The organism is Streptomyces sp. NPDC001002 (assembly GCF_053599215.1).
In genome coordinates, this window is sequence record NZ_JBSFLV010000001.1 from 246,450 (window position 1) to 268,790 (window position 22,341).

Here is a 22,341-nt window from a genome sequence, read left to right on the forward strand (position 1 = left end):
CGGCGCACACCGGCATACAACGGCGAAGCGGGCGGTGGGAGATTCTCCCACCGCCCGCTTCTTCACCTTTTACCGGTCCCGGTCACCGGTCTCCCGGTGCCGGATCCGTCACAGCGTCACTGGCACTTCTTGCCGGAGTTGATGCAGTTGGCGATCTTGTTCGCCAGGCCGTTCTTGAAGACCGCGATGAAGTCGTCGTGGTCCGTGGCCGACTTGTGCAGCTGCTCGGGGAAGCCGTCCACCGCGTAGGCGTTCTTCACCTGACCGTTCTGCAGGGTGGGCGGGGTGATGTTGTACACCAGGCGCATCGTCAGCTGGGGGATCGCCTTGAAGCCGTTCCCGCAGACACCGCTCGCCGGGTCGGCGAAGGCCACGTGGGTGCGGTGGTTGGCGCTGTCGATGTTCGTGCCGTCCCAGCAGCTCTGGAAGGCGAAGGTGCGGACCACCTTGCTGCCCTGCGGGCAGATCGGGTACTGCTCCGTCAGCTGCACCTTGTTCTCGAAGCCGGTGCAGCTCCAGTGCGCGTTGGCGTTGGCCAGACCGTTGGTCGTGGTCTTGGCGTCACCGGTGATGATGCGCAGGAACTGCGGCATCGCCGTGACCTTGCTGGCCGGGCTGCCGACGTACTTGATCTCGGCCTGGACCGGGGTCAGGATCTTGCCGACGTTGCCTTCCTTGCCACCGCCGTCCGCGTTCTGGTCGAAGTCCTGCGTGCCGTCCTGGATACGGACGACCGGCCAGTAGTACGCCGACGAGTCGTTCTGGTTCTGGCAGGTGGTCTGCTCAGCGGCCAGCGAGTCGTTGGTGGCGAACGCGTCGACCTTCTGGTTGCCGACGTAGTCGTGCAGGTGGTGCGCGCCGTTGGTCACGCCGGGCGCCACGATCACGTTGTCGGTGTTGTGGTTCTTGTTCGCGTTCACACCGCACTTGGTGGTGAACGTACCGGTGGAGCCCGCCTGCTGCTGCTGGGGCTTCGCCAGGACGTTGTTCGCGACCTTCGTGATGTCCACGAAGTCCGCGGCCACCGGACCGTTGCCGGCCTGTCCGCCGATGTTCGCGGGGGCGCTCGCGCTGGCACTCGGCGCCGCCGTGGCCTGACCGCCGTTGTTCTGGCCGCCATTGTTCTGGCCACCGTTGTTCTGGCCGTTGTTGTTGCCACGGCCGCCGTTGTTGCCCCGGCCACCGCCGGCGGTGGTCTGGTTGGCGGTCTGCGTCGTACAGGCGGCGAGCGCGCTCAGCCCGGCCGCGTCGACCTGGCCGCCCACCCGCTGGATGTCGATCCGGATCCGGTTGAGGGTCGCGGTCCGCTTCTCCTTGAGGGGGCCGACGATCGCGTTCTGCACGAAGTTCGCGTCGCCTGCCTGCGCCTGCCGGGTGGAGGCGAGCCGGGCGTAGGCCTCGGTGATCTGCTTGTCGAGGAGCGCCAGCTCCTTCGCCACGCCGTTGCGTGCAGCCTGCGGCACGTTCGTCAGTTTCTGGCCGACGTCCGGGCAGGAGATCGTGGCCACGGAAGAAGCGTTGGCGGCCTTGGTCTGGTTCTGGCCGGAGTTGTTCGACTCGTGCGCCGAGGCGTAGAAGTTCGCCCAGATCAGCCCGCCCCCACCGAGCGCTAGGGCCGCCGATGCGGCTATGGCCTTGGTGGCCAGCGGCGTACGGCGTTTGCGATTGTTGCGTCCCATGGAACTCCTCTGACTTCCTTGCGGGCTTGGCGGGGCATCAAGGCGCCCGACAGGAGTGAAGCGGCGCCCTTTGATACGCAAGGGGCCACCGAGGTGTTCAGCGGTCTCACAAATTAATGAGAGGTTGATGGGAAACTCGGGTTTCAACTCCCGCGACCCTACGAGGAGTTGCCGTGATCTCACCCGAAGTGGTCAGCGGCCGTGGTCGAGATAGGCCAGTACGGCCAGTACGCGCCGGTTGTCGTCGTCCGAGACCTCAAGATCCAGCTTGGTGAAGATGTTCGAGGTGTGTTTGGCGATCGCCCGCTCCGTCACGACCAGTTGACCGGCGATCGCCGCGTTGGACCGGCCCTGCGCCATCAGCTCCAGGACCTCCACCTCGCGCGGTGTCAGCCGCCCCAGCGGCCGGTCGTCTGCGGCCCGCCTCGACAGCAGCTGCTGGATCACCTGCGGGTCCATCGCCGTGCCGCCCGCCGCGACCCGCCGCACCGCGTCGATGAACTGCTCCGCGTCGAACACCCGGTCCTTGAGCAGATAGCCCACCCCGCCGGTCCCGTCGGCCAGCAGCTCCCGCGCGTACAACTGCTCCACGTGCTGCGACAGCACCAGGACCGGCAGCCCCGGTCTGTCCCGGCGGGCCCGCAGCGCGCACTGCAGCCCCTCGTCGGTGTGCGTGGGCGGCAGCCGTACGTCGACCACGGCCACGTCCGGCGCCAGCTCGGCCAGCGCCCGCTCAAGCTCGGGGCCGGTCTCGACGGCCGCCGCGATCTCGAAGTCGTACGCCTCCAGCATGCGGACCAGACCGTCGCGCAGCAGGAACAGGTCTTCGGCTAGGACAACACGCAAGGGATCTCCATGGTCACCATGGTGGGACCGCCCGCGGGAGAGCTGACGGCCAGGACGCCGTCGAATGTACCCAGCCGCCGCTCGACCCCGGCGAGCCCGGAGCCGGCGCCGATCGCCGCGCCGCCCTTTCCGTTGTCGGTGACCGTGATCCTCAGCCTGCCGTCGGTGTGATGCAGGTCGACCCAGACGCGCTCGGCGTCCGCGTGCTTGACCGTGTTGGTGAGGATCTCGCTCACCGCGAAGTACGCGGCCGACTCCACCGGCGCCTCCGCCCGCCCCGCCAACTCCACGGTGACGTCGGTCGGTACGGGCAGCCGCAGTGCCAACGCCCTTACGGCGTCGCCCAGTCCGCGCTCGGCGAGCACCGGCGGGTGGATGCCGTGCACCAGGTCGCGCAGTTCGGCGAGGGTGTCCACGGAGTTCTGCCGGGCCTGCGCGAGCAACTGCCGTGCCTTCGCCGGGTTCTTCTCGATCAGCGCCTCGATGGTGCCGAGGTCCATGCCCATGGCGACCAGCCGGGCCTGCGCGCCGTCGTGCAGGTCGCGCTCGATCCGGCGCAGTTCGGCGGCGGAGGTGTCGACGGCGTCCCGCCGGGTCTCGGTCAACACCCTTACGCGCTCGGCGAGTTCACCCTGCCCGGACGCGAGCACGGAACGGGTCAGCAGGAAGTGGAAGCGCAGCAGGACCGGCGTGAGGAACCAGGCGCCGACCAGCAGGACCGCGCCCAGCAGCCCCGCCAGCAGCGCGGAGGCCTGCCCGCTCACCGGCACGAACCCGTACCACCAGCCGACGTACGTACCGTCGGTGAAGACCCGCCACAGCCCGAACGCCAGCGCGAAGCCCTCGAAGGGATACAGCAGCAGCACCGCCGGCAGCAGCGCGGTCACGAACCCCGCGGTCATGTCCACCACCAGCCAGCGCAGATCCCGCCAGGTCGCCGGGTCGCGGAGCATCCCGAAGGTGCGCGTCCACGGGTTCGCGCCCTGGGGGAGCGGCCGGTACGCCGGCGGGATCCGCACCCCGCACCACTCGGCCGCCACCACCCGCCGCCAGTCCGCGAAGGCCCGCACTCCGGTCAGCACCCAGGGGGTCGTGACGATCCCGACGCCCAGCACGATGAGCAGGATCGACACGAGGGACAGGACGAACAGCGTGAGCGCCCCGGCCAGCGACACGACGGCCAGCGCGAGCGCCCTGACCCCGTCCACCACGACCGACCGCGCCCTGCTGTTCCCGCTCTTGGTCTCCATGCCGCCAGTCTCGCCGAGCCCCCCGCCCCCGGTCACGGGGCCGAACCACCCGGCGGGGGGTGGTGCCAGCCCCACCCCGTCCTTTCCTGAGTCTCAGGGCGTGGGCAGGCCCAGTACCTTCGCCTCCTCCTCCGGGTCGAGTCCCGGAGGCGTACGGCCCGGTCGTACCGCCACCGTCCCGCCGATCGACCGCAGCCACGCCCAGGTGTCGGCCACCGTCTCGCCGACCGGACGGCACGAGAGTCCCGTGGCCAGCGCCCGCGACACGTCCGCGCTGTGCAGCGCGTCGTGCATGTCGGACCCCGGTGGCACCCAGACCGGCAGCTGCGTCCAGGGCTCGATGCCGGCGTCGAGGATCACTTCCGGCTCGGTCCAGCGCAGCTCGGCCGCCGAGCCGGTGACCCGGACGCACGCCTCCAGCAGCTCGCCCATCGTCGCGTGCCCCGGCGCGCTGATCAGGTTGTACGGCCCGCTCAGCTCCTGCTCCACCGCGCCGAGCGCCCACTCGGCGAGGTCGCGGGCATCGACGTACTGGAGCGGCAGCTCCCGCGGTCCCGGCGCGAGGACGGGGCCGCCGCGCGCGATCCGGCCGAGCCACCACGGCAGCCGTCCGACGTTCTCGTACGGGCCGAGGATCAGCCCGGCGCGTACGAGTACGGAGTGGTCCGCGCCGAAGGCCTCGACGGCGGCCAGCTCGCCGCCCCGCTTGTCGCGGGCGTACTCCGTGGCGTCCGCGTCGGGCTCCGCGCCCTCGACCAGCGGCGCGTCCTCGGCGTACCCGGCGGGCGGGGCCCAGTCGTACACCGAGCAGCTCGACACGTAGACGTACCGGCCGGCCCGGCCCCGCAGCAGCCGCGCCGCCTCGTGGACCGCCCGGGGCGCCGACGACCAGGTGTCGACGACGGCGTCCCACTCGCCCTCCGCGAGGGCGGCGAGCCCGCCGGGGGCGGTGCGGTCACCTCGCAGTGACCGCACCCCGGCCGTGGGTACCTGCCGTCCCCGGTTGAGGACGGTCACGTCCCAGCCGCGCCCGAGGGCCGCCTCGACGACGGCCCGCCCCACGAACTCCGTACCACCCAGCACCAGAAGTCTCATGCCGGTGACTCTGCCCGGTTCGCCCGCGGGACGGAACGGTCCTCTGCCGTCAGCAGATCAAAGGCGGCAGATCAGCGGCCAGTCGGCGGCGTGTACTTGTAGCCGACCCGGCGCACGGTCTGGATCGCCTTGCGGTGCTCGGCGCCCAGCTTGCGGCGCAGCCGGGCGATGTGCACGTCGACCGTGCGGCCGTCGCCGACATGCCCGTACCCCCACACCGTGGTGACCAGCTGGTCGCGGGTGTGGACCCGGTTCGGGAACGCCACGAGGTGGGCGAGCAGCTCGAACTCCAGGTACGTCAGGTCGAGTTCGACCCCGTCCACCGCGGCCGTGCGCTGCACGGGGTCGATGCGGACGAGCGGGTCGGCGGCGTCCGGCGCCTCGGGCAGCGCGGGGGCCTCGGCGAGGCCGGGGCGGGCGGCGAGGTGCGGGCCGTCGGCCGGGATGAGGACGAGGTAGCCGACCATCGGCGGCTGCCCCGGCAGGGTGGGCAGGGTGTGCGCGGGTGCGGGCAGCCAGGTGGCACCCGGCGGCAGGAACTCCGCGACGTCGATCACCTCGTCCCGGTCCACGGCGCGCAGATGACTGCGCGCGGCGTTCGGGGCGGGGGCGTCGAGCGTGGCGGTGGGAACGGCGGCGGTGGGGAGAGAACGGACGATCGCCATGAGAGATCAGCTCTTTCGCGCGAGAGGTTTCGTCGAGGGACGTACTCGTGGCGCGCCGGCCGAAGGCCTGAGGTGCGGCTTTAGAGGGCCGGCGCGTTCATCGCGCGGCAACACACCCGGTCGAAGTCGTGGTGCTGACGGGACGGCCAGAACGGCTCCAGGTCATGGCGACCCGTCGCGGTGTGATTCTGGAAGCCGGTCATGGGCCCATTGAAGCAGACACAGGCCCGCAACAGGAGTCTCCTCTCACAGCTTGGACGCATGGCAGGGGGCACCGGCCCATGCGAAGGGGCGTCCACCGTGGCCGGTGGACGCCCCTTCGCATGTACTCGGGCGGATCAGACCTGGCCGGCCTTCTCCAGCGCCGAGCAGCAGGTGTCGACGATCAGCCGCGTCACCAGGTACGGGTCGACGTTGGCGTTCGGGCGGCGGTCCTCGATGTACCCCTTGCCGTCCTTCTCGACCTGCCACGGGATACGGACCGAGGCACCGCGGTTGGAGACGCCGTAGGAGTACTCGTTCCACGGGGCGGTCTCGTGCAGGCCGGTCAGGCGGTCGTCGATGCCGGCGCCGTAGTTCTTGACGTGGTCGAGCGGCTTGGAGCCCTCGCCCAGCGACTCGGCGGCGGTGATGATCGCGTCGTAGCCCTCGCGCATCGCCTTGGTGGAGAAGTTGGTGTGCGCGCCCGCGCCGTTCCAGTCGCCCTTGACCGGCTTCGGGTCGAGGGTCGCGGAGACGCCGAAGTCCTCGGCGGTGCGGTAGAGCAGCCAGCGGGCCACCCACAGGTGGTCGGAGACCTCCAGCGGGGAGACCGGGCCGACCTGGAACTCCCACTGGCCGGGCATGACCTCGGCGTTGATGCCGGAGATCGCGAGCCCCGCCTTGAGGCAGTTGTCCAGGTGGGCCTCGACGATGTCACGGCCGAAGATCTCGTCGGCGCCGACACCGCAGTAGTAGCCGCCCTGCGGGGCCGGGAAGCCGCCCTTGGGGAAGCCGAGCGGGTAGCCGTCCTTGAAGAACGTGTACTCCTGCTCGATGCCGAAGATCGGCTCCTGCGAGGCGAACTTCTCGGCCACCTCGGTCAGCGCGGCGCGGGTGTTCGACTCGTGCGGCGTGAAGTCGATGTTGAGGACCTCGCACAGGACGAGGACGTCGTCGCCGCCGCGGATCGGGTCGGGGCAGGTGAAGACCGGCTTGAGGACACGGTCCGAGGCGTGGCCCTCGGCCTGGTTGGTCGACGAGCCGTCGAAGCCCCAGATGCCCAGCTCGGCGCCCTTGGCGTCGTCCGCCAGGATCTTCGTCTTGGAGCGGAGCTTCGCCGTCGGCTGGGTGCCGTCGATCCAGATGTACTCAGCCTTGAAGGTCACGGGCCACTTCCTTCGGGGATGCGTCTACGCGCTCGCGGGTGCTGCGGCGGTGCGGCACCGGTACGCCGCGTTCGATGCCCGGCAGCCTGTCAACAGGCGATTTCCCGATCATTGCCCGACTGTGAACCCCGTGTTACCCGGCCGCTCTGTGGCGCGCTTCACGTGCCCCGGGCGGCCACGGGGCCGGGAACGGCCGTTCGCAGTCGCAGAGCGGAGGGGGTACGACGGCTCGTATGCGATGGGGTTGGGCACGGAGGTCCGCTTCAGGCGTCCTCGCCCGCCGCCTCCCGCACCCCTTCCAGGAACCCCCGGATCGCGGCCCGCTCCCGCTCGTCGTACCCCTGGAGCAGCTCCACCGTCCGCCCGATCAACGGCCCGAAGAAGGCCCACCCGAGCTCGACCGCCGCCGCGTCCACCTCGATCACGACCTTCCGCCGATCGCCCTCCGCACGCACCCGCCGCACATGCCCGGCCCGCTCCAACCGGTCCAACAGCCCTGTCGTCCCAGCCGAGTTGAGCCCGAGAGCCGCACCCAGCCGCCCGGCCGTCAGCTCCTCACCGGCCCGCGAGGCGTCCATGAGAGCGATCAAGGCGCGTACGTCGGTGGGGTGCATGCCGTTGCGGTTCGCGAACCGGGCGCTGTGCAGGCCGAGTTCGACGGTCACGGCACGCAGCAGATGGACGATCTCCAGCTCGGGCCCCTGGGGCCGCGGCTGTGACTGTGATTGCGGCTGCGGCTGCGGCTGCGGCTGCTTCTCCACGGGCTCGTCCTCCGGTTATCATCTCGCTGACCGAGTATCTCGCTCAACGAGATAATAGGGGAGACGTGAACGGAATGAAGGACACGGGCAACACGGGCAGCAGGTACGACACCGACGGATTCCTCGCCGCGTACGACACCGCGTACGACAAGGTCATGGCCAAGTGGCCGGTCGCGCGGGAGGCGATCACCGTCCCCACCCCCTTCGGTACGGCGTACGTCAACGCGTGCGGCCCGCACGACGGCCCGCCGCTCGTGCTGCTCCCGGGCGGCGGGGGAGCGACCTCCGCGTCCTGGTACGCGCAGGCCGCCGAACTCGCCGCCACCCATCGCGTGTACGCCGTCGACCTGGTCGGCGCCCCGGGGCGCGGCACGCTCGCCGCCGACCGGCATCCTCGTACGGTCGCGGACCTCACCGACTGGCTGGACGCGGTGGTCGAGGGACTCGGCATCGGAGCGGGGGAGCGGCTGGACCTGGGCGGGCACTCGTACGGCGGCTGGATCGCGCTGCACTACGCGCTGCACGCACCCGCACGCGTCCGCAGCCTGTTTCTGCTGGATCCGACCGGGTGCTTCGCGGGGTTCCGGGCGTCGTACCTGCTGCACGCGCTGCCGATGCTGTTGCGGCCGACGGGCGGCCGGGTGCGGGCCTTCCTGGAGTGGGAGAGCGGGGGAGTGCGCCTCGACCCCGACTGGCTCCGCCTTCAGGAGGCGGCCGCCGGCTTCCCCTCCGTGTCGAAGCCGGTGACCGGTCCGCGCCCCGCGCCGGACGCGCTGCGCGGCCTGGACATGCCGGTCCTGCTGCTCCTGGCCGGGAACAGCAGGACACATGACACGTACCGGGTGGCGGCGAGGGCGGGTGCGCTGCTGCCGCGGGTGGAGACGGTCGTGCTTCCGGATGTCTCGCACCATGCGCTGCCGCAGTCCGCACCGGCCGAACTCGGCCGCCGCCTCACGGAGTTCCTATCTCGTTGAGCTTCACCCCACCTTCTCGATCAGCGCGCGACGGATCAAGAACTTGCCGGGCTCGCGGACCTGCTCGAAGGCCGCGTTGTTCAACAGGGCGCAGCTGCCGGAGACCGAAGTCACCTTCACCGTCGTGGACTTGTTGTTGTCCAGGTTGGTGACTCGCAGCGTCGTCCCCGCCGGGAACTGGTTGCTGGAGGCGGCGGGCGCACCGGCCTCGCCGGACAGGGTCACGGTCGAGCCGTTGCACACCTGCTGTCCGGTACCGCCGGCGGCGGCGTCGTCACCGGCCGCGTCGTCCGCGGGCTCGCTCGCCGCGGGCTCCGAAGGCTGGGCCGCCGCGTCGTCCTGCTGTCCACCCTGCGCGGGCGGCTGCGACGTCTGGGAGCCCTGAGCCGACTCCCCAACGGTGCAACCGGACGCTTCCTGCTGGACCTTGATCTGCGCGATGACCGCCTCGCGGTTGGCGATCCGCGCCTCGGACTGCGCGTCGGGATTCGCGCGCTGCCCGTCGATGAACGTCTGGTTGTTGCCGAGGGCCGTGGCCAGCCCCAGGCAGACGGTCGAATCCGCCGCGGACGACAAGGTCTTGGGGCTCTGCGAGGCGTTCGAGGTGCTCGCCATGACGAAGGCGCCACCGCCCGCCACCGCCGCTGCGGTGACCAGCAGCGCGATCTTCTTCTTCGTGCCGAGAGTTCTCCTGCGCGACATCCGCGACTCCTGATGAGCTAGGGGGTGGTTCGTCGCTACTTACGAGATACCGAACGGGAGTTACTCATCGGTGACAGGAGTCACCGACGTAACGTACGTCACATTCGCGTTACGGAGGGCCTTGTCGGAACCGTCGTTCACTTGCGTCGCCGCGACCTCGAACGGGCTTGTGGTCAGGGGCTTTTGTCAGTGGTGGGCGGTAGAATAGAAGCAGTGTTCGAGGGAATCGCCGGGGGTGCCATGGCCTCCGGTGGACGCCCTGATCGCGACAGGAGGATGCCTGTGCCCGCTGCCGCCCTGAAGCCGAAGCCCCTGCCCATGCAGTCCACTGCAAAGCGCCCCGTCCTGCTCGACCTGCCGTACGACCCGGTGGAGAAGCGTCCGTTGCCGCCGGGGCGTCCGCGCGAGTGGTACGTCTCGCACAACCGTCGTCTCAAGGCGATGCGGCTCGCGATCGCGCTGCTCGACTCGGGCGTGTATATGCCCAACCAGGCGCGCAACGAGACGATTCGGAGTGCCGCGGAGATGATCGGCGTGCATCCGCCGTCGGACACTACGTGTCACATGGTGCGGGCGTTGATGCGGTACACGCGGTGAGCGTTTGCGCCGGGTGAGGTGTCTTTTGTTGGTGCCCGGCGCTGTCGTTGCCGTCGGTCTGGGGGCTGCCGCCCCCAGGCCCCCGCTTCGGCCTGAACGGCCTCGTCCTCAAGCGCCGGACGGGCTGAAAAACAAAGACGCCGACCGGCGCTGAGGGGTGCCCCACCCCTCAAGACCCTCTACCTCGCCAACTCCTTCTCCACCGGCGTGCGGAAGCGCGGCGTCACCCTTGTCTCGCCCACCCACCCCCGCAACCGCTCCGCCTCCACCCCGATCGCCGTCTCCGCCTCCCGTCCCACCCCGCCAGGGGCCAGTACCCGCCACGCGATCTCGCCGTCCGCCCGCTGGGCCCACGCGCCCACCACCCGGCCGTTCCACCACACCGTCGGGCCCACGTTGCCGCTGTAGTCGAAGAGGTGGGGGCGCAGTTCGGGGGCGAGGTACCAGTCCCGTTGCTGCCAGCCCATCGCCGTGGGGTCGAGGGCGGGGAGCAGGGCCGCCCAGGGTTCCGCGGGGGCGGCGACCGGCGTGATGTCGTCGGCCACCACGTAGCCCGTACCCTCGTCCAGCGACACCTCCCGCGCTCCGATCGCCTTCAGCGCGCGGCGGACATCGGTCACCTTCCAGCCCGTCCACCACTTGAGGTCCGCCTCCGTGGCCGGGCCGCAGGTTCTGAGCCAGTGGGTCAGGAGGGTCGACTGGGCCTCGGCCAGGTCGAGTTCGGCGTGTTCGGGAGCGACCGCCCAGCGGAACTGGCTGGACGTCCAGGAGCCGAGCGGCCGGCCCCGGACGACCTTGCCCTCCACGCCCAGCACCCGCAGAAGGCGGGTCGAGACCGTGTGCACGCCCTCGTAGCTCTTGCCGGCCGCGTAAGTGAACCGCTCCTTCAACCGCGGCTCGTCCGCGGCCAGTTCGGTCGCCGTCGCCTGGCCGCGCAGCGCCAACGCGGACAGCATCGACTCCTCGACCTCCTTCAGCCAGGCGGCGTCCGGTGCCCCCGCCTTCGCCATGTCCTTGAGCAGCGAGGCCCGTTCGCGCGCGGCCACCGCGAGGCCCGTCGAGGCGTGCACCACGGCCGTGAGATCCGTGGGGAACACGAACACCGTGTGCCGCATGCCGTGCATACGGACCAGGGACCGGGACTCGTACAGCGCCCGCTCGGTGGCCGGGACGGTTCGCGTCGCGTCCGTGAGGCGCGCGCCCAGGGCCAGGTACACCGTCGCCGGGTCCGAGCCGTGCAGCGCGACGAGGGAGGCCGCGACCTCCTCGGGGCTCGACGCCCGCGTCGGACCGATCAGCCGGTGCCGCGACGCGAGCCGCGCCCTTCGCTCGTCCGGTCCGATGTACCGCACCCCGTCACCCATTGCCGACTCCACCCTCCCCGAACACCGACCAGCGCATCCCATCCTGCCCGGCGCCACTGACAACGCCCCCCGACGACCTCTCGACGGCCGCCCGTCCCGCCACCTTCCGTTCACCCAAAAGTCACCCTCGCTCACTCCATCGCCGTACCCGGCATGCGCGCAGCCCCGCTGCCGCCTTGACTGCGACCTAGGCCCGCAGTAGGAGACAACCGGAGACGAAGGAGCCGCGATGGGCAGGTTCCGCATGCAGCGGTGGACGCGATGAACACGCCCGTGACCCGTGCCGAGCGCGGCCGGGCCGCACGTAAGCGCGTCTCCCGTTCCGCGCATGCCCAGTGGGTCCCGCCCGTCGACCGGGCCGACCCCGTCGGCGTACTGGAGCGGCAGGGCCGCGACCGGCTGCCCGAGCTGCTGCCGATCCGGTACGGGCGGATGAGCGCCTCGCCGTTCGCCTTCCTGCGCGGGGGCGCCGCCGTGATGGCCGGCGATCTCGCGTCCCGTCCGCACACCGGGCTGACCGTGCAACTGTGCGGCGACGCCCACCTGTTGAACTTCGGGCTGTACGCCTCCCCGGAACGCACCCTGCTCTTCGACCTCAACGACTTCGACGAGACGTTCCCCGGCCCCTTCGAGTGGGACGTACAACGGCTCGCGGCTTCCGTCGCCGTGGCCGGGCGGGAGAACGGGCACCCGGAGGCGAAGGTGCGGCGGGCCGTCGTGGAGGCCGTCGCCGCCTACCGGGCCACCATGCGGCGCCTTGCCCGGCAGGGTGAACTGGCCGTCTGGTACGAGCACATCGACGCCGAGAGCCTGCTGCCCCTGGTCCGCTCCGCGCGCCGCCGCCGCACGGTCGCCTCCAGCCTCACCCGCGCCCGCCGCCGCACCAGCCTGCAGGCCGTCGGCAAGCTCACCGAGACCGTCGACGGACGCCGTCGTATCGTCCACGACCCGCCGCTGCTCGAACCGGCCGGCGCCTCCGACATGGCCTCCCTGCGCAAGATCTTCAGCGACTACCGCTCCACCCTCGCCGAGGAACGCCGACTGCTGCTCGACCGCTACCGGTTCGTGGACGCGGCCCGCAAGGTCGTCGGCGTCGGCAGCGTCGGCACCCGCTGCTTCATCGTGCTGCTCGCAGGGCGCGACCAGGACGACCCGCTGTTCCTCCAGATCAAGGAGGCGCGGAAGTCCGTACTGGAAGAGCATCTGCCGAACGGGCCGTACGTCCATCCCGGGCACCGGGTCGTCGCCGGGCAGCGGCTGCTGCAGGCCGCCGGTGACATCTTCCTCGGCTGGATGACCGGGCCGCAGGGCCGCGCCTTCTACTGGCGCCAGCTACGCGACATGAAGGGCTCCGCCGACGTCGCCGGGATGAGCCCGGCCGATCTGCTCGGCTACGCCCGTCTGTGCGGCACCGCCCTGGCCCGCGCCCACGCCCGCTCCGGCGACCGCGTCGCCATCGCCGCCTACCTGGGCGGCGGCGACACCTTCGAACGGGCCGTCGCCGACTTCGCGTTCCACTACGCCGACCAGACCGCCGCCGATCACGCGGCGCTGAGCGCGGCGGTCGCGGCGGGCGTGGTGCGCGCGACGCCGGAGGTGTGACGCGGCGACGGAGGGGCGAGGGGGTCCCGGGCGGTGCCGGTGTCCGTGTGCGCCGCTCAACTCCCCGCGCGGGAAAAGGAGATGCACTGCGTGTGAGCGCGTCCCTACTCTGGAGACACGTTACGGAGCTGGCCACCACCGCTTTCCGCAGGACGGGCATCACCTCGCGGACCCGGGGCTAGTCTCTACGCACCGCTCGACGGACGTCCTCCCCCAGCGCCTCGTCGGCACACCCACACCGCTCGGAAACCCACGCCCACGGAGGCCCGTGATGGGCACCATGCTGATATCCGGGACAGTCGTCCTGGTCCTTCTAGGATTCGAGAACCACGCCTGGTGGCTGGCCGCGGCCGCCGTCCTCTTCCTGTACCTGCAGTACGGGCGGAGCGGCACCACCTCGCGGTCCGCGTCGAGCGGGGGCTCGTCGTCGGGGTCCATGCCCCAGAGCTACCAGGCCTACCGCAAGCGCCGTGACGAACAGGCCAGGTGGGAGCGCCGCTACCGCCGCGAGCGCCCCCTGGAGTCCCGTCGCCAGTCGAAGGAGAAGAGCGGCTGAGACCTGTGGTGGTGACACGGGTGGTGGTGACGACCGTGCCTCACAGCCCGGGCGCACCCCACACCGGGAACCACCGGCTCAGATCCTGCTCCATCCGCAGATCACCGGCGAGAGCCGCCTTCACCTGCAGCTCCAGCGCGTTGTCGCGCCGCTGTCCCTCGCCGGGCAGCGGCGCGAACGGATAGAACGTGCCGCGCTTGTAGAGATAGACGAGCGCGAGCCGCCGGCCGGCCTCGTCCTGGAAACCGGCCAGCGAGCACAGCAGCTGCGGGCCGAAGCCGTTGACCTCCATCGAGCTGTTCACCGCGTGCAAGTCGTTGACCAGCTGCGACAGTTGGTCGGGGGAGCGCTGGGACACCAGCCAGGAGTACCCGAACCCGTCCTGGCTGAGCTCCACCGGCGGACCGTCGCGGTCCGCGTCCGCGTCGAGCAGGGCCTGGACCTCGCGGTGCGTCTGCTCGAACGCGGCGCCCTCGACGGTGGCGAAGCACACCGCGCCGCCGCCGGTCGGCGTGAAACCGGCCGCGGCCTCCAGGGTCACGGCCGCCGACGGCAGCGCGAACAGCCGGTCGAGATCGGGCAGCGCCGGTTTGCTGCGCCCGAGCAGAATGTCCAGCAGCCCCATTCTCACGCCTTTCCGGGGGTCGCCGCCTCACCCAACTCGGCGGAGATCCGCCCCAGTTGGTCCAGTCGTTGCTCCAGAGACGGGTGGGTGGAGAACAGCCGCTCGATGCCCGGCTCCTTGCCGGTCGCCGGGGTGAAGTAGAAGGCGTTGAAGGCCTGCGCGGTCCGCAGGTCCTTGGTCGGGATCCTCGCGATGTCGCCGGAGACCTTGGTCAGCGCCGAGGCCAGGGCGGAGGGCCGCCCGGTCAGCAGCGCCGCCGCACGGTCCGCGGCCAGCTCCCGGTACCGGGACAGCGCCCTGATCAGCAGGAAGCTGATCGCGTACACCGCCGCCGAGACGCCCATCACGGCCGCGAAGATCATCGCGGTGTTCTGGTCCCGGCGGCCACCGCCGAAGATCTGCGAGTAGAAGGCGAACCGCACGATCAGGCCCGCGATCACCCCGAGGAACGACGCGATCGTGATCACGGCGACATCCTTGTGCGCCACGTGCGACAGCTCGTGCGCGAGGACGCCCTCCAGCTCCGCCGGTTCCAGCCGGCGCAGCAGCCCCGTGGTCACACAGACCACGGCGTGCTCGGGGCTGCGCCCGGTCGCGAAGGCGTTCGGCATGTCCATCTCGGACACGGCGACCACCGGCTTGGGCATGTCGGCGAGCGCGCACAGCCGGTCGACGACCGCGTGCAGTTCGGGATACTCCTCGCGCTCCACGACCCGCCCACGCATGGCGAACATCGCGATCCGGTCGGAGAACCAGAACTGCGCCACGAACATCGCGGCGATGATCACGACGACCAGCACCCACGACTTCAGCAGCACGATCAACGCGCCGACGAACGCCACGTACAACAATCCGAGCAGGAACATGGTGACCGTCATCCGCACGGTCAACCGCCGGTCGCTCCGGAATCGGCTCTGCATGTGCATCACCCCGCAGTAAGGCACTCGTCCCTACCGCCAGTGTGCACCCGGCCACTCCCATGAAGCGGTCCCGATCAGCCCTAGGAGCAGCAAAGCCCGGCTGTGAAACCGTCCCCGGAGTCCGCGTCTAGTACGGCGCCCGGAACTGCGCGTACCCCAGCAGCAGGATGATCGCGGCGACGACTCCCAGCACGATCGTCGTCGACAGCCACGAGGACCTGCGCGGACCGGCCGGACCGGGGTCGGCGCGGAAGGGCTGCGGCGCGGGAGGATTCTCCTTCCACCGCGCGGCGAGCATCCGAGCCCGAGCCGAGGGCTCCTTGTGCTCGGCCCCGTCCGCCCACCTGATGTCGAACTCCCGCTCGTCATCGTCCTGTTCGGGCATCCCCGTGTCCCCCGTCGCCTCTGCCACCACTGTCGAACAGCTGTGCAAGAACTATACGTTGGCGGTGCGGGGCGCAGCATGGGTCACTCGGTGTCCCCTCCTACCGAGGACTCCTCCGAGGGGGCGTCTTCCTGGGAACCCCGGCCGTCGGTCATTTCCCGTCGCACCCGCCGCCAGGCACGGATGAGTCGTGGCAGCTGGGCCAGCACATCGTCGATCTGTGCCAGCAGCAGGGTGACGCTGCCGGACGCGGCAAGGATGGCCAGGGTTATGTCATCCCACTTCACTGTGCTCCCCTGAATCCGCGTGCCCGCCCAACACCCGCGACACGAGCCAGTCCAGTGCTGCCACGCCCAACTGGTCGGGTGCCGTGAGCAGAATGGCTTTCGCCTTGGCGAGGTCGACAAGGGCCTCCGGAGCGGAAGACCGGTCCAGAGCGGCAAGACGTTCCACGGCAGCGTCGACGGCGGCAGGCCAGCCCGGCATGCCGAACTGGTCAGAGCCACGTGACGCGGCGGAGAGAGCTCGGTGCAGGACCCCCTCCCGCCAGCCTCGCTCTCGCATCATCTCCGTCGTGTACCAGACCCGGTTGTCCAGGTTCTCGACGAACTCCTCCGTCGCTATGCCGCTCGCTCGCAGCGTGAAGCCGGAACCACCAGCCCACGGAAGGTCGATGTCCGACGCGACCGCCTGGAAGGCGAGCAGCGCGTCCGGGCCGTCTTCCCGTGCCCGAAGGAGGGCGGCCCTGGCTCGACGTTGGAGATCGACACTCTGCGCGAACATCTCGCCGTCGGTCGGCCCCTGAGGCGACGCCTGAATGGCTTCCAGCGGCTCGTCCCACCACGCGTCAAGCACCAGACCTACCGCCGCCGCGCTGACAAGGACTTCTGCGTCCTCGGTGTCGATGCCGTAGTACCTCAGCGCCGTGACCATGCCTTCGGTCATGTTGGTGGGGTCCGATTTCGCCTCCACCCGCGCCATGCCGGACGACGGCTCCTCGGGACGCTCGATCTCGACACGGTGCTCCGCCAGGTCCTCGAAGATCGCGTCCGGTCCGCAGTCGATGTGCTCGGTGTCGTGCCGTCCGGAGCAGTCGTCGGGGCATTCCAGCTCCGCGCAGAGGTCAGGCTCGGCGGGTGCGGCTTCGTTGATCAGGTGATAGACGAGTCGGTCGGCCACCGCTTCGCGCGCGGAGATCATCTCCAGGTCGAGCCGGAAACGTTCGTCCCGCAGTTCCGCGGCGTCGGAATCCAGGGACTCCGGGGGCTCGGGGATGCCCTCGGGGGCCCAGGCGTACGCCGACTCCAGCGACACATACAGCCAGGCGATCCGCAGCGGCTCCACGGCGCCCTCCGCCGCAAGTCGGCCGACCGCCTCGGCCGCCTCGCGCACGCTCGTGATACCGGACGAATACCGTTCGCGTTCCGCCTCCCATGCGGCGGCGGCGTCCCTGGCCCGTTCGGCGTCCCGGACCAGCCGGGCATCGCGCGACCGACGGGCCTGTTTCACCAGCCGAGTCAGACAGGGGCCGCAGCCGAACAGTCCGGACGTCGGTGTCGGGCCGAGTGGTACGGGTCCCCGCGCCTCGTCGAACGGCTCGTCGCAAAGACAGCAGTCCAGGGCGCCCACCTGACGGGACGTGGGCATGCTGGGCAGCGCGGCGCGGATCGTGTCACGGGCGTACGCAGGGATGTGCATGAGTGGCAACTCCTCGGGCGAGGCGCTCCATCGGCGCCTTCTCCATGCTCACCTCGTGCAACGGCCGCGAGTCATGGTGTGGCGGGCAGAGCCGGAAACTTGACGGAATCTGACACGGCTCTCGCCTGCGCCTTCTACGGTGTTCGCCGGACTTGACACCCAGAGTGGGAGGAAAAACAGGTGGCTGACTCCACCCCATCGCCCGAACCGGCGGCCCGCCATCAGGAATTGGTCGAGGCGTTGCAGGAACTGCGCCGCGCGGCGGGGGCGAGCATGCGAGGGGTGAGCACGCTCATCCGTGGCCGCGACGACCTGTTGTCGGGCGCCAGCCACGAAACCGTACGGGCCGCCCTCAACGGGACACGTGTGCCGCGTTGGGAAACCGTCCACGACATCGTCATGGTCCTGGCCGGGCGGTGCAGTCCGCCTCGGGACGCGGAGTCGGAGAGGGCCAGGTTCCTGTCGCTGTGGCGCGCGGTGCACGAAGGGGAGGGCGGTGCACTGAAGTCGTTCCAGGAACTCCTCCACGGCGGTTGGGGAGGTGAGGACGGAAAGTGGACCCCGGAGCTGGTCATGGGCGCGTTGCTCAACCCTTTCAACGCCATCGAGATCCATCCGTCGCTCGCCGCTCCGCACGAGCCGATGGTGTCGGAGGACGAATGGGTCCGGCTGGTCGCGATGCAGGTGGAGCAACAGGGAGCCGAACACGTGCTGCGTCTCCTGCTGCACATGCTGAAGGGCGACTACGTAGGCGCGGAGAGGGGATCGCCGTACGGATACATCAATCCCGATCGGGAGGCCATGGAGGCCTACACGGCATTCCGGTACGGCTGCCAGGAGATTCGTCGCCGGCTGAGCCGTGAGCCGAATCTCCTCGCGTCGTCGATCCGGGCGATGCGCACCGACGAGACGATGGACCGTGACGACCGGGCCGAGATGCTGGAGTCCGAGTCCGACATGAGCCTCATGCGCGAGGTGATGACCGTGACTCCGGACACCTGGGACGAGGTCTCGGAAGAGGCACACCACATGGTCTTCGGCTACCTCGTCAAGGCGATCGGTCCCGCAGGCCCGCTCGGGCTCCCTGACGCCGAGCGCTTCCACATCACATGGCGCGTCCCCGAACCACCTGCCGCATGACGACACCACGCGACGGGGCCCGCCACCCTCGCGGATGGCGGGCCCCAAGCGTTTCTGTCTACGGTCCGATCACACGTCGAAGTACAGCTCGAACTCGTGCGGGTGCGGACGCAGCTGCAGCGGTGCGATCTCGTTCGTGCGCTTGAAGTCGATCCACGTCTCGATCAGGTCGGACGTGAAGACGTCGCCCGCGAGCAGGAACTCGTGGTCGGCCTCAAGGCGGTCGAGGACGGCCGGGAGGGAGGTCGGGACCTGGGCGACGCCCGCGTGCTCCTCGGGGGCCAGCTCGTAGAGGTCCTTGTCGATCGGCTCGGCCGGCTCGATCTTGTTCTTGATGCCGTCCAGGCCCGCCAGGAGGAGCGCGGAGAAGGCGAGGTACGGGTTGCCGGAGGAGTCGGGCGCGCGGAACTCGACGCGCTTGGCCTTCGGGTTGGAGCCCGTGATCGGGATACGCATCGCGGCGGAGCGGTTGCGCTGCGAGTAGACCAGGTTGACCGGGGCCTCGAAGCCGGGCACCAGGCGGTGGTACGAGTTCACCGTCGGGTTGGTGAAGGCCAGCAGCGACGGCGCGTGCTTGAGGATGCCGCCGATGTAGTAGCGGGCGGTGTCCGACAGGCCCGCGTAGCCCGCCTCGTCGTAGAAGAGCGGGGAGCCGCCCGCCCACAGCGACGAGTGGATGTGCATGCCCGAGCCGTTGTCACCGAAGATCGGCTTCGGCATGAAGGTCGCGGTCTTGCCGTTGCGCCAGGCGACGTTCTTCACGATGTACTTGAAGAGCTGGAGGTCGTCGGCCGCGGCGAGCAGAGTGTTGAACTTGTAGTTGATCTCCGCCTGGCCGGCGGTGCCGACCTCGTGGTGCTGGCGCTCGACCTGGAGACCGGCCTTGCCCAGCTCCAGGGAGATCTCGGCACGCAGGTCGGCGAAGTGGTCGACCGGCGGGACCGGGAAGTAACCGCCCTTGTAGCGGACCTTGTAACCGCGGTTGTCGTCCAGCGCACCGGTGTTCCAGGCGCCGGCCTCGGAGTCGATGTGGTAGAAGGACTCGTTCGCCGTGGTCGCGAAGCGCACGGAGTCGAAGACGTAGAACTCGGCCTCGGGACCGAAGTACGCGGTGTCCGCGATACCGGTCGAGGTCAGGTACGCCTCGGCCTTCTTCGCCACGTTGCGCGGGTCGCGGGAGTACTGCTCGCCCGTGATCGGGTCGTGGATGAAGAAGTTGATGTTCAGCGTCTTGTCGCGGCGGAACGCGTCCACGCGCGCCGTCGACAGGTCGGCGCGCAGCGCCATGTCGGACTCGTGGATGGCCTGGAAGCCGCGGATCGAGGATCCGTCGAAGGCCAGCTCCTCGTCCGGGTCGAACGACTCGACGGGCACCGTGAAGTGCTGCATGACACCCGGCAGGTCGCAGAAGCGGACGTCGATGAACTTGACGTCCTCGTCCGCGATGAACTTCTTGGCCTCGTCGGCGTTCTGGAACATCCAGCTCCTCCTACTCCCGACCGTCCCGCCGGGGTGGTAGTTCGTTCGTGCTGCCAGTGCGGTGGCACACGCTGACCTCGACCCTAGGGACGCGTGATTTCTCGGGCGTGACCCATTTGTTTCACACAAGTTAACCGGACCTCGCCCGGTTGACCCCACCCGTCCGCATCCCGAAACGCGGGCAGTACCGTGGACGCGTGGACAACAGGGATGCAATCGGCTCGTGGCTCTCCGGCCCCCGCGCGGCCGCCGAGCAAGCCGGTGTCGACTTCGGATACCGGGGCGAGCAGCTCGGTCTGCCCGAGGAGGGACCGGGCTCGATCGCCCGCCCGGGCCGTCGCCTCGGCGCCCTCGTGGTCGACTGGGGCCTGAGCCTCTTGATCGCATACGGCCTCATCACGCACGGCTACGACCAGGCGACCGGCAACTGGGCCCTGCTCGTCTTCTTCGTGATGGGCGTCCTGACGGTCGGCACCGTCGGATTCTCCCCGGGCAAGCGCCTGTTCGGCCTGCGCGTGGCCGCCCTGTCCACCGGCCGCGTCAGCCCCGCCCGCGCCCTGCTGCGCACGGCCCTGCTCTGCGTCGCGATCCCCGCCCTGATCTGGGACCGCGACGGCCGCGGCCTGCACGACCGACTGGCGGGCACGGTGGAGGTCCGCATCTAGCCCGACCACGAGATCCGGAACGTGTACGACGCCCGGAACGTGTACGACGAAGGGGCGCCCGGAGTGATCCGGGCGCCCCTTTGCCGCGCCGGGCGGGTGACTGCGCGCCGCGCACGGCCCGGGGTCACCTCGGCCACGGCCCGGTCCCGGGACACTGGCGCCGTTCCCGACGGAGGTGGTGGGCAGGATGCCAGCAGGCGACAAGTCGACGATCGTGGCCCGGGCGCCGATGGTCGCCGAGATCGCGGCCCGGTGCGCACAGGAGGCGGAGACCGCCAGGCGGCTCTCGCCGCGGGTGGTCCAGGCGGTACGGGACGCCGGGTTTGCCCGGCACTTCGTACCGTCGGCCCATGGCGGCGACGCCGGTGGTTTCACCGAACTGACCTCCGCGGTCGGCCTGGTGGGGGAGGGCTGCACCTCGGCGGCCTGGGCGGCCTCGCTCGCGGCCTACGCCGGGCGGTACGGGGCGTTCCTGCCCGAGGAGGGCCAGGCCGACATCTGGGCGGACGGACCGGACGCGCTGCTGGCCGGCGCGCTCATGCCGTCCGGCAAGGCCGAGCCCGTGGCCGGCGGCTGGCTGCTGAGCGGTGAGTGGAAGTACATCAGCGGGGTGCACTTCGCCGACTGGGCGCTGGCCTGCGCGGCCGTACCCGCCGAGGGCCCGGTGGATCCCGAGGCGCGGCCCGAGGTGCGGTTCTTCGCGGTGCCGCGGGAGGACTTCACCATCGAGGACAGCTGGTTCACCGTGGGGATGCGCGGAACGGGGAGTGACACCCTTCTCCTCTCCGACGTCTTCGTGCCCGAGCACCGGACCCTCGCGCGGTCGGCCGTGCACGCGGGCCGGGCGCCCGCCTCCGACGCGCGCTGCCACCTCGTCCCGATGCACGCCGTGAACGCCCTGCCGTTCGCCGCCCCGCTGGTCGGCGCCGCCCGGGGCGCGCTGCGGGCCTGGATCGCGCGGACCGGGTCGCGCGTCGACCGCCGGGGACAGTCCGTGGGCGAGAAGCCCTCGACGCAGGTCTCCCTGGCCCGCTCGGCGGCCGAGATCGACGCCGCCGAACTGCTGATCCTGCGTACGGCGGCCGTCGCCGACGGCACCCAGTCCCCGCCGGAGGGCGAGGCGGCGGTCCGGGGCGCCCGGGACCTCGCACTGGCGGTGGAACTGCTGGTCTCGGCCGTCGACCGGGTCTTCCGGGCCGGCGGCACCTCAGGACAGTCCTCGTCCGACCCCGTCCAGCGCTTCTGGCGGGACGTGAACAGCGCCGCCTCGCACGTCGCCCTCTCCTTCGAGACCACGGGCGCGGCCTACGGCGCCTGGGCACTGTCCGGCGAGGACCGGGCGGGGGCCGTGCGCTGACCGGCCCCGGTTGCCGGTCCGGGGCGGTGACCGCATAGTCGATCTGGAACCGGGTGACGATCTGGATCACCGTCGGTGAGCGAAGCCCCCACAGGTGGTGCACCGTCATGACGGAGCGTCAGGAAGTACTGGAAGCCGAAGCCGCGCTGGCGTCCGAGGATTTCCGGGCGGCGATGGCCCGCTTCCCCTCGGGTGTCGTGGTCGTGACCACGTGCTGCGAGGACGGAACACCGCGCGGATTCACGGCCAGTTCCTTCTGCTCGGTCTCGCTGGAGCCGCCGATGGTCCTGGTCTGCCTGGCGACCTCGGCGGACTCGGCACCCGCCTTCGAGTGCTGCGACCGCTTCGCCGTGAGCGTGCTGGCCCCGGTCCACCGGCCGCTGGCCACGCGCTTCGCCACCAAGGGCGCCGACAAGTTCGCGTCCGGCGGCCTCGGCCTCAGCCCGGCCGGCCTGCCGACGGTCGACCGGGCCCTGTCCGAACTGGACTGCACCGCACACGCACGACACCCGGCCGGGGACCATACGGTCCTGATCGGCCGGGTGACGGGTGTGCGACTGGGGGAGGGATCCCCGATGGTTTATTACGACCGGGCGTTCAGGACGTTGGCCTGA

Annotated in this window: 24 protein-coding genes; 8 read left to right on the top strand and 16 right to left on the bottom strand. The window is 70.4% G+C overall.

Going from position 1 to position 22,341, the window contains the following annotated elements; all coding sequences use genetic code 11:
* Positions 1–116: 116 nt before the first annotated feature.
* The 8 genes from ACWDR3_RS01130 to ACWDR3_RS01165 all read right to left on the bottom strand — a co-directional run bounded on the left by ACWDR3_RS01130 (position 117) and on the right by ACWDR3_RS01165 (position 7,594).
* On the bottom strand, positions 117–1,679 hold the full coding sequence (locus tag ACWDR3_RS01130; RefSeq protein WP_450349755.1) for a DUF1996 domain-containing protein: 1,563 nt from the start codon (positions 1,677–1,679) through the stop codon (positions 117–119).
* Positions 1,680–1,871: 192 nt separating this feature from the next.
* Positions 1,872–2,525: a LuxR C-terminal-related transcriptional regulator gene (locus tag ACWDR3_RS01135; RefSeq protein ID WP_124004146.1), complete on the bottom strand. Its 654-nt coding sequence runs from the start codon at positions 2,523–2,525 to the stop codon at positions 1,872–1,874.
* A complete protein-coding gene (locus tag ACWDR3_RS01140; RefSeq protein ID WP_450349757.1) occupies positions 2,510–3,775 on the bottom strand; it encodes a sensor histidine kinase in 1,266 nt (421 codons plus the stop codon). Before ACWDR3_RS01140 ends, ACWDR3_RS01135 begins: the two co-directional genes overlap by 16 nt.
* 93 nt (positions 3,776–3,868) lie before the next feature.
* Positions 3,869–4,870 carry an NAD-dependent epimerase/dehydratase family protein gene (locus tag ACWDR3_RS01145; protein WP_450349758.1) on the bottom strand — a complete coding sequence of 334 codons (1,002 nt, stop codon included), beginning with the start codon at positions 4,868–4,870 and terminating at the stop codon, positions 3,869–3,871.
* Positions 4,871–4,941: 71 nt separating this feature from the next.
* Positions 4,942–5,535 carry a winged helix-turn-helix domain-containing protein gene (locus ACWDR3_RS01150; RefSeq protein ID WP_450349759.1) on the bottom strand — a complete coding sequence of 198 codons (594 nt, stop codon included), beginning with the start codon at positions 5,533–5,535 and terminating at the stop codon, positions 4,942–4,944.
* A gap of 80 nt (positions 5,536–5,615) precedes the next feature.
* Positions 5,616–5,738, bottom strand: a complete 123-nt coding sequence (locus ACWDR3_RS01155) for a hypothetical protein (protein ID WP_280877465.1) — start codon at positions 5,736–5,738, stop codon at positions 5,616–5,618.
* 135 nt (positions 5,739–5,873) lie between these two features.
* Positions 5,874–6,902, bottom strand: a complete 1,029-nt coding sequence (gene glnII / locus ACWDR3_RS01160; protein ID WP_450349760.1) for a glutamine synthetase — start codon at positions 6,900–6,902, stop codon at positions 5,874–5,876.
* Between the two features lie 263 nt (positions 6,903–7,165).
* Positions 7,166–7,594 (bottom strand): MarR family winged helix-turn-helix transcriptional regulator, encoded by a 429-nt coding sequence (locus ACWDR3_RS01165; RefSeq protein WP_450349808.1) that lies wholly within the window; start codon positions 7,592–7,594, stop codon positions 7,166–7,168.
* 143 nt (positions 7,595–7,737) lie between these two features.
* Between ACWDR3_RS01165 and ACWDR3_RS01170 the strand changes: the two genes are divergently transcribed.
* Positions 7,738–8,637 carry an alpha/beta fold hydrolase gene (locus tag ACWDR3_RS01170; RefSeq protein ID WP_450349810.1) on the top strand — a complete coding sequence of 300 codons (900 nt, stop codon included), beginning with the start codon at positions 7,738–7,740 and terminating at the stop codon, positions 8,635–8,637.
* Between the two features lie 3 nt (positions 8,638–8,640).
* Here ACWDR3_RS01170 and ACWDR3_RS01175 read toward each other — a convergent pair whose 3' ends face one another.
* Positions 8,641–9,339 (bottom strand): hypothetical protein, encoded by a 699-nt coding sequence (locus ACWDR3_RS01175; protein WP_450349762.1) that lies wholly within the window; start codon positions 9,337–9,339, stop codon positions 8,641–8,643.
* 282 nt (positions 9,340–9,621) lie between these two features.
* Here ACWDR3_RS01175 and ACWDR3_RS01180 point away from each other — a divergent pair, with 282 nt between their 5' ends.
* Positions 9,622–9,936, top strand: coding sequence for a hypothetical protein (locus ACWDR3_RS01180; protein ID WP_450349763.1), 315 nt, complete (start codon positions 9,622–9,624; stop codon positions 9,934–9,936).
* Between the two features lie 179 nt (positions 9,937–10,115).
* On the opposite strand, the gene ACWDR3_RS01185 is transcribed toward ACWDR3_RS01180, so the two are convergent.
* Positions 10,116–11,300, bottom strand: coding sequence for a winged helix DNA-binding domain-containing protein (locus ACWDR3_RS01185; RefSeq protein ID WP_450349764.1), 1,185 nt, complete (start codon positions 11,298–11,300; stop codon positions 10,116–10,118).
* 261 nt (positions 11,301–11,561) lie between these two features.
* Between ACWDR3_RS01185 and ACWDR3_RS01190 the strand changes: the two genes are divergently transcribed.
* Both ACWDR3_RS01190 and ACWDR3_RS01195 read left to right on the top strand, forming a co-directional pair.
* On the top strand, positions 11,562–12,902 hold the full coding sequence (locus tag ACWDR3_RS01190; protein ID WP_450349765.1) for a DUF2252 domain-containing protein: 1,341 nt from the start codon (positions 11,562–11,564) through the stop codon (positions 12,900–12,902).
* Between the two features lie 271 nt (positions 12,903–13,173).
* Complete coding sequence (locus ACWDR3_RS01195) at positions 13,174–13,458, top strand: hypothetical protein (protein ID WP_450349767.1); 285 nt, start codon at positions 13,174–13,176, stop codon at positions 13,456–13,458.
* A gap of 40 nt (positions 13,459–13,498) precedes the next feature.
* Here ACWDR3_RS01195 and pspAB read toward each other — a convergent pair whose 3' ends face one another.
* From pspAB to ACWDR3_RS01220, 5 genes are all read right to left on the bottom strand, one after another.
* Positions 13,499–14,083, bottom strand: coding sequence for a PspA-associated protein PspAB (gene pspAB / locus ACWDR3_RS01200; RefSeq protein WP_450349768.1), 585 nt, complete (start codon positions 14,081–14,083; stop codon positions 13,499–13,501).
* A gap of 2 nt (positions 14,084–14,085) precedes the next feature.
* Entirely contained in the window at positions 14,086–15,003 is a 918-nt protein-coding gene (htpX, locus tag ACWDR3_RS01205) for a zinc metalloprotease HtpX (RefSeq protein ID WP_401728998.1), read from the bottom strand.
* A 127-nt stretch (positions 15,004–15,130) separates the two neighbouring features.
* Positions 15,131–15,388 carry an SCO2583/SCO2584 N-terminal domain-containing protein gene (locus ACWDR3_RS01210; protein WP_450349770.1) on the bottom strand — a complete coding sequence of 86 codons (258 nt, stop codon included), beginning with the start codon at positions 15,386–15,388 and terminating at the stop codon, positions 15,131–15,133.
* 83 nt (positions 15,389–15,471) lie between these two features.
* Positions 15,472–15,675 (bottom strand): hypothetical protein, encoded by a 204-nt coding sequence (locus tag ACWDR3_RS01215; protein WP_450349772.1) that lies wholly within the window; start codon positions 15,673–15,675, stop codon positions 15,472–15,474.
* On the bottom strand, positions 15,662–17,086 hold the full coding sequence (locus ACWDR3_RS01220; RefSeq protein ID WP_450349773.1) for a hypothetical protein: 1,425 nt from the start codon (positions 17,084–17,086) through the stop codon (positions 15,662–15,664). Before ACWDR3_RS01220 ends, ACWDR3_RS01215 begins: the two co-directional genes overlap by 14 nt.
* A gap of 180 nt (positions 17,087–17,266) precedes the next feature.
* Between ACWDR3_RS01220 and ACWDR3_RS01225 the strand changes: the two genes are divergently transcribed.
* Entirely contained in the window at positions 17,267–18,226 is a 960-nt protein-coding gene (locus ACWDR3_RS01225; protein ID WP_450349774.1) for a hypothetical protein, read from the top strand.
* A gap of 69 nt (positions 18,227–18,295) precedes the next feature.
* Here the strand turns inward: ACWDR3_RS01225 and glnA are convergent, their stop codons facing one another.
* Positions 18,296–19,705, bottom strand: a complete 1,410-nt coding sequence (gene glnA / locus ACWDR3_RS01230; RefSeq protein ID WP_450349775.1) for a type I glutamate--ammonia ligase — start codon at positions 19,703–19,705, stop codon at positions 18,296–18,298.
* A gap of 197 nt (positions 19,706–19,902) precedes the next feature.
* On the opposite strand from glnA, the gene ACWDR3_RS01235 reads away from it, so the two are divergent.
* The 3 genes from ACWDR3_RS01235 to ACWDR3_RS01245 all read left to right on the top strand — a co-directional run bounded on the left by ACWDR3_RS01235 (position 19,903) and on the right by ACWDR3_RS01245 (position 22,341).
* Positions 19,903–20,370, top strand: a complete 468-nt coding sequence (locus tag ACWDR3_RS01235) for an RDD family protein (protein ID WP_450349777.1) — start codon at positions 19,903–19,905, stop codon at positions 20,368–20,370.
* Positions 20,371–20,557: 187 nt separating this feature from the next.
* Entirely contained in the window at positions 20,558–21,727 is a 1,170-nt protein-coding gene (locus ACWDR3_RS01240) for an acyl-CoA dehydrogenase family protein (RefSeq protein ID WP_450349779.1), read from the top strand.
* Between the two features lie 107 nt (positions 21,728–21,834).
* Entirely contained in the window at positions 21,835–22,341 is a 507-nt protein-coding gene (locus ACWDR3_RS01245) for a flavin reductase family protein (protein WP_450349780.1), read from the top strand.

Coding starts and splice junctions, on each gene's coding strand:
- ACWDR3_RS01130 (WP_450349755.1), bottom strand. CDS start 1,679: ATGGGACGCAACAATCGCAAACGCCGTACGCCGCTGGCCACCAAGGCC.
- ACWDR3_RS01140 (WP_450349757.1), bottom strand. CDS start 3,775: ATGGAGACCAAGAGCGGGAACAGCAGGGCGCGGTCGGTCGTGGTGGAC.
- ACWDR3_RS01145 (WP_450349758.1), bottom strand. CDS start 4,870: ATGAGACTTCTGGTGCTGGGTGGTACGGAGTTCGTGGGGCGGGCCGTC.
- ACWDR3_RS01150 (WP_450349759.1), bottom strand. CDS start 5,535: ATGGCGATCGTCCGTTCTCTCCCCACCGCCGCCGTTCCCACCGCCACG.
- ACWDR3_RS01155 (WP_280877465.1), bottom strand. CDS start 5,738: ATGACCGGCTTCCAGAATCACACCGCGACGGGTCGCCATGACCTGGAG.
- ACWDR3_RS01170 (WP_450349810.1), top strand. CDS start 7,738: ATGAAGGACACGGGCAACACGGGCAGCAGGTACGACACCGACGGATTC.
- ACWDR3_RS01175 (WP_450349762.1), bottom strand. CDS start 9,339: ATGTCGCGCAGGAGAACTCTCGGCACGAAGAAGAAGATCGCGCTGCTG.
- ACWDR3_RS01185 (WP_450349764.1), bottom strand. CDS start 11,300: ATGGGTGACGGGGTGCGGTACATCGGACCGGACGAGCGAAGGGCGCGG.
- ACWDR3_RS01190 (WP_450349765.1), top strand. CDS start 11,562: ATGAACACGCCCGTGACCCGTGCCGAGCGCGGCCGGGCCGCACGTAAG.
- ACWDR3_RS01195 (WP_450349767.1), top strand. CDS start 13,174: ATGGGCACCATGCTGATATCCGGGACAGTCGTCCTGGTCCTTCTAGGA.
- pspAB (WP_450349768.1), bottom strand. CDS start 14,083: ATGGGGCTGCTGGACATTCTGCTCGGGCGCAGCAAACCGGCGCTGCCC.
- htpX (WP_401728998.1), bottom strand. CDS start 15,003: ATGCAGAGCCGATTCCGGAGCGACCGGCGGTTGACCGTGCGGATGACG.
- ACWDR3_RS01210 (WP_450349770.1), bottom strand. CDS start 15,388: ATGCCCGAACAGGACGATGACGAGCGGGAGTTCGACATCAGGTGGGCG.
- ACWDR3_RS01220 (WP_450349773.1), bottom strand. CDS start 17,086: ATGCACATCCCTGCGTACGCCCGTGACACGATCCGCGCCGCGCTGCCC.
- glnA (WP_450349775.1), bottom strand. CDS start 19,705: ATGTTCCAGAACGCCGACGAGGCCAAGAAGTTCATCGCGGACGAGGAC.
- ACWDR3_RS01240 (WP_450349779.1), top strand. CDS start 20,558: ATGCCAGCAGGCGACAAGTCGACGATCGTGGCCCGGGCGCCGATGGTC.
- ACWDR3_RS01245 (WP_450349780.1), top strand. CDS start 21,835: ATGACGGAGCGTCAGGAAGTACTGGAAGCCGAAGCCGCGCTGGCGTCC.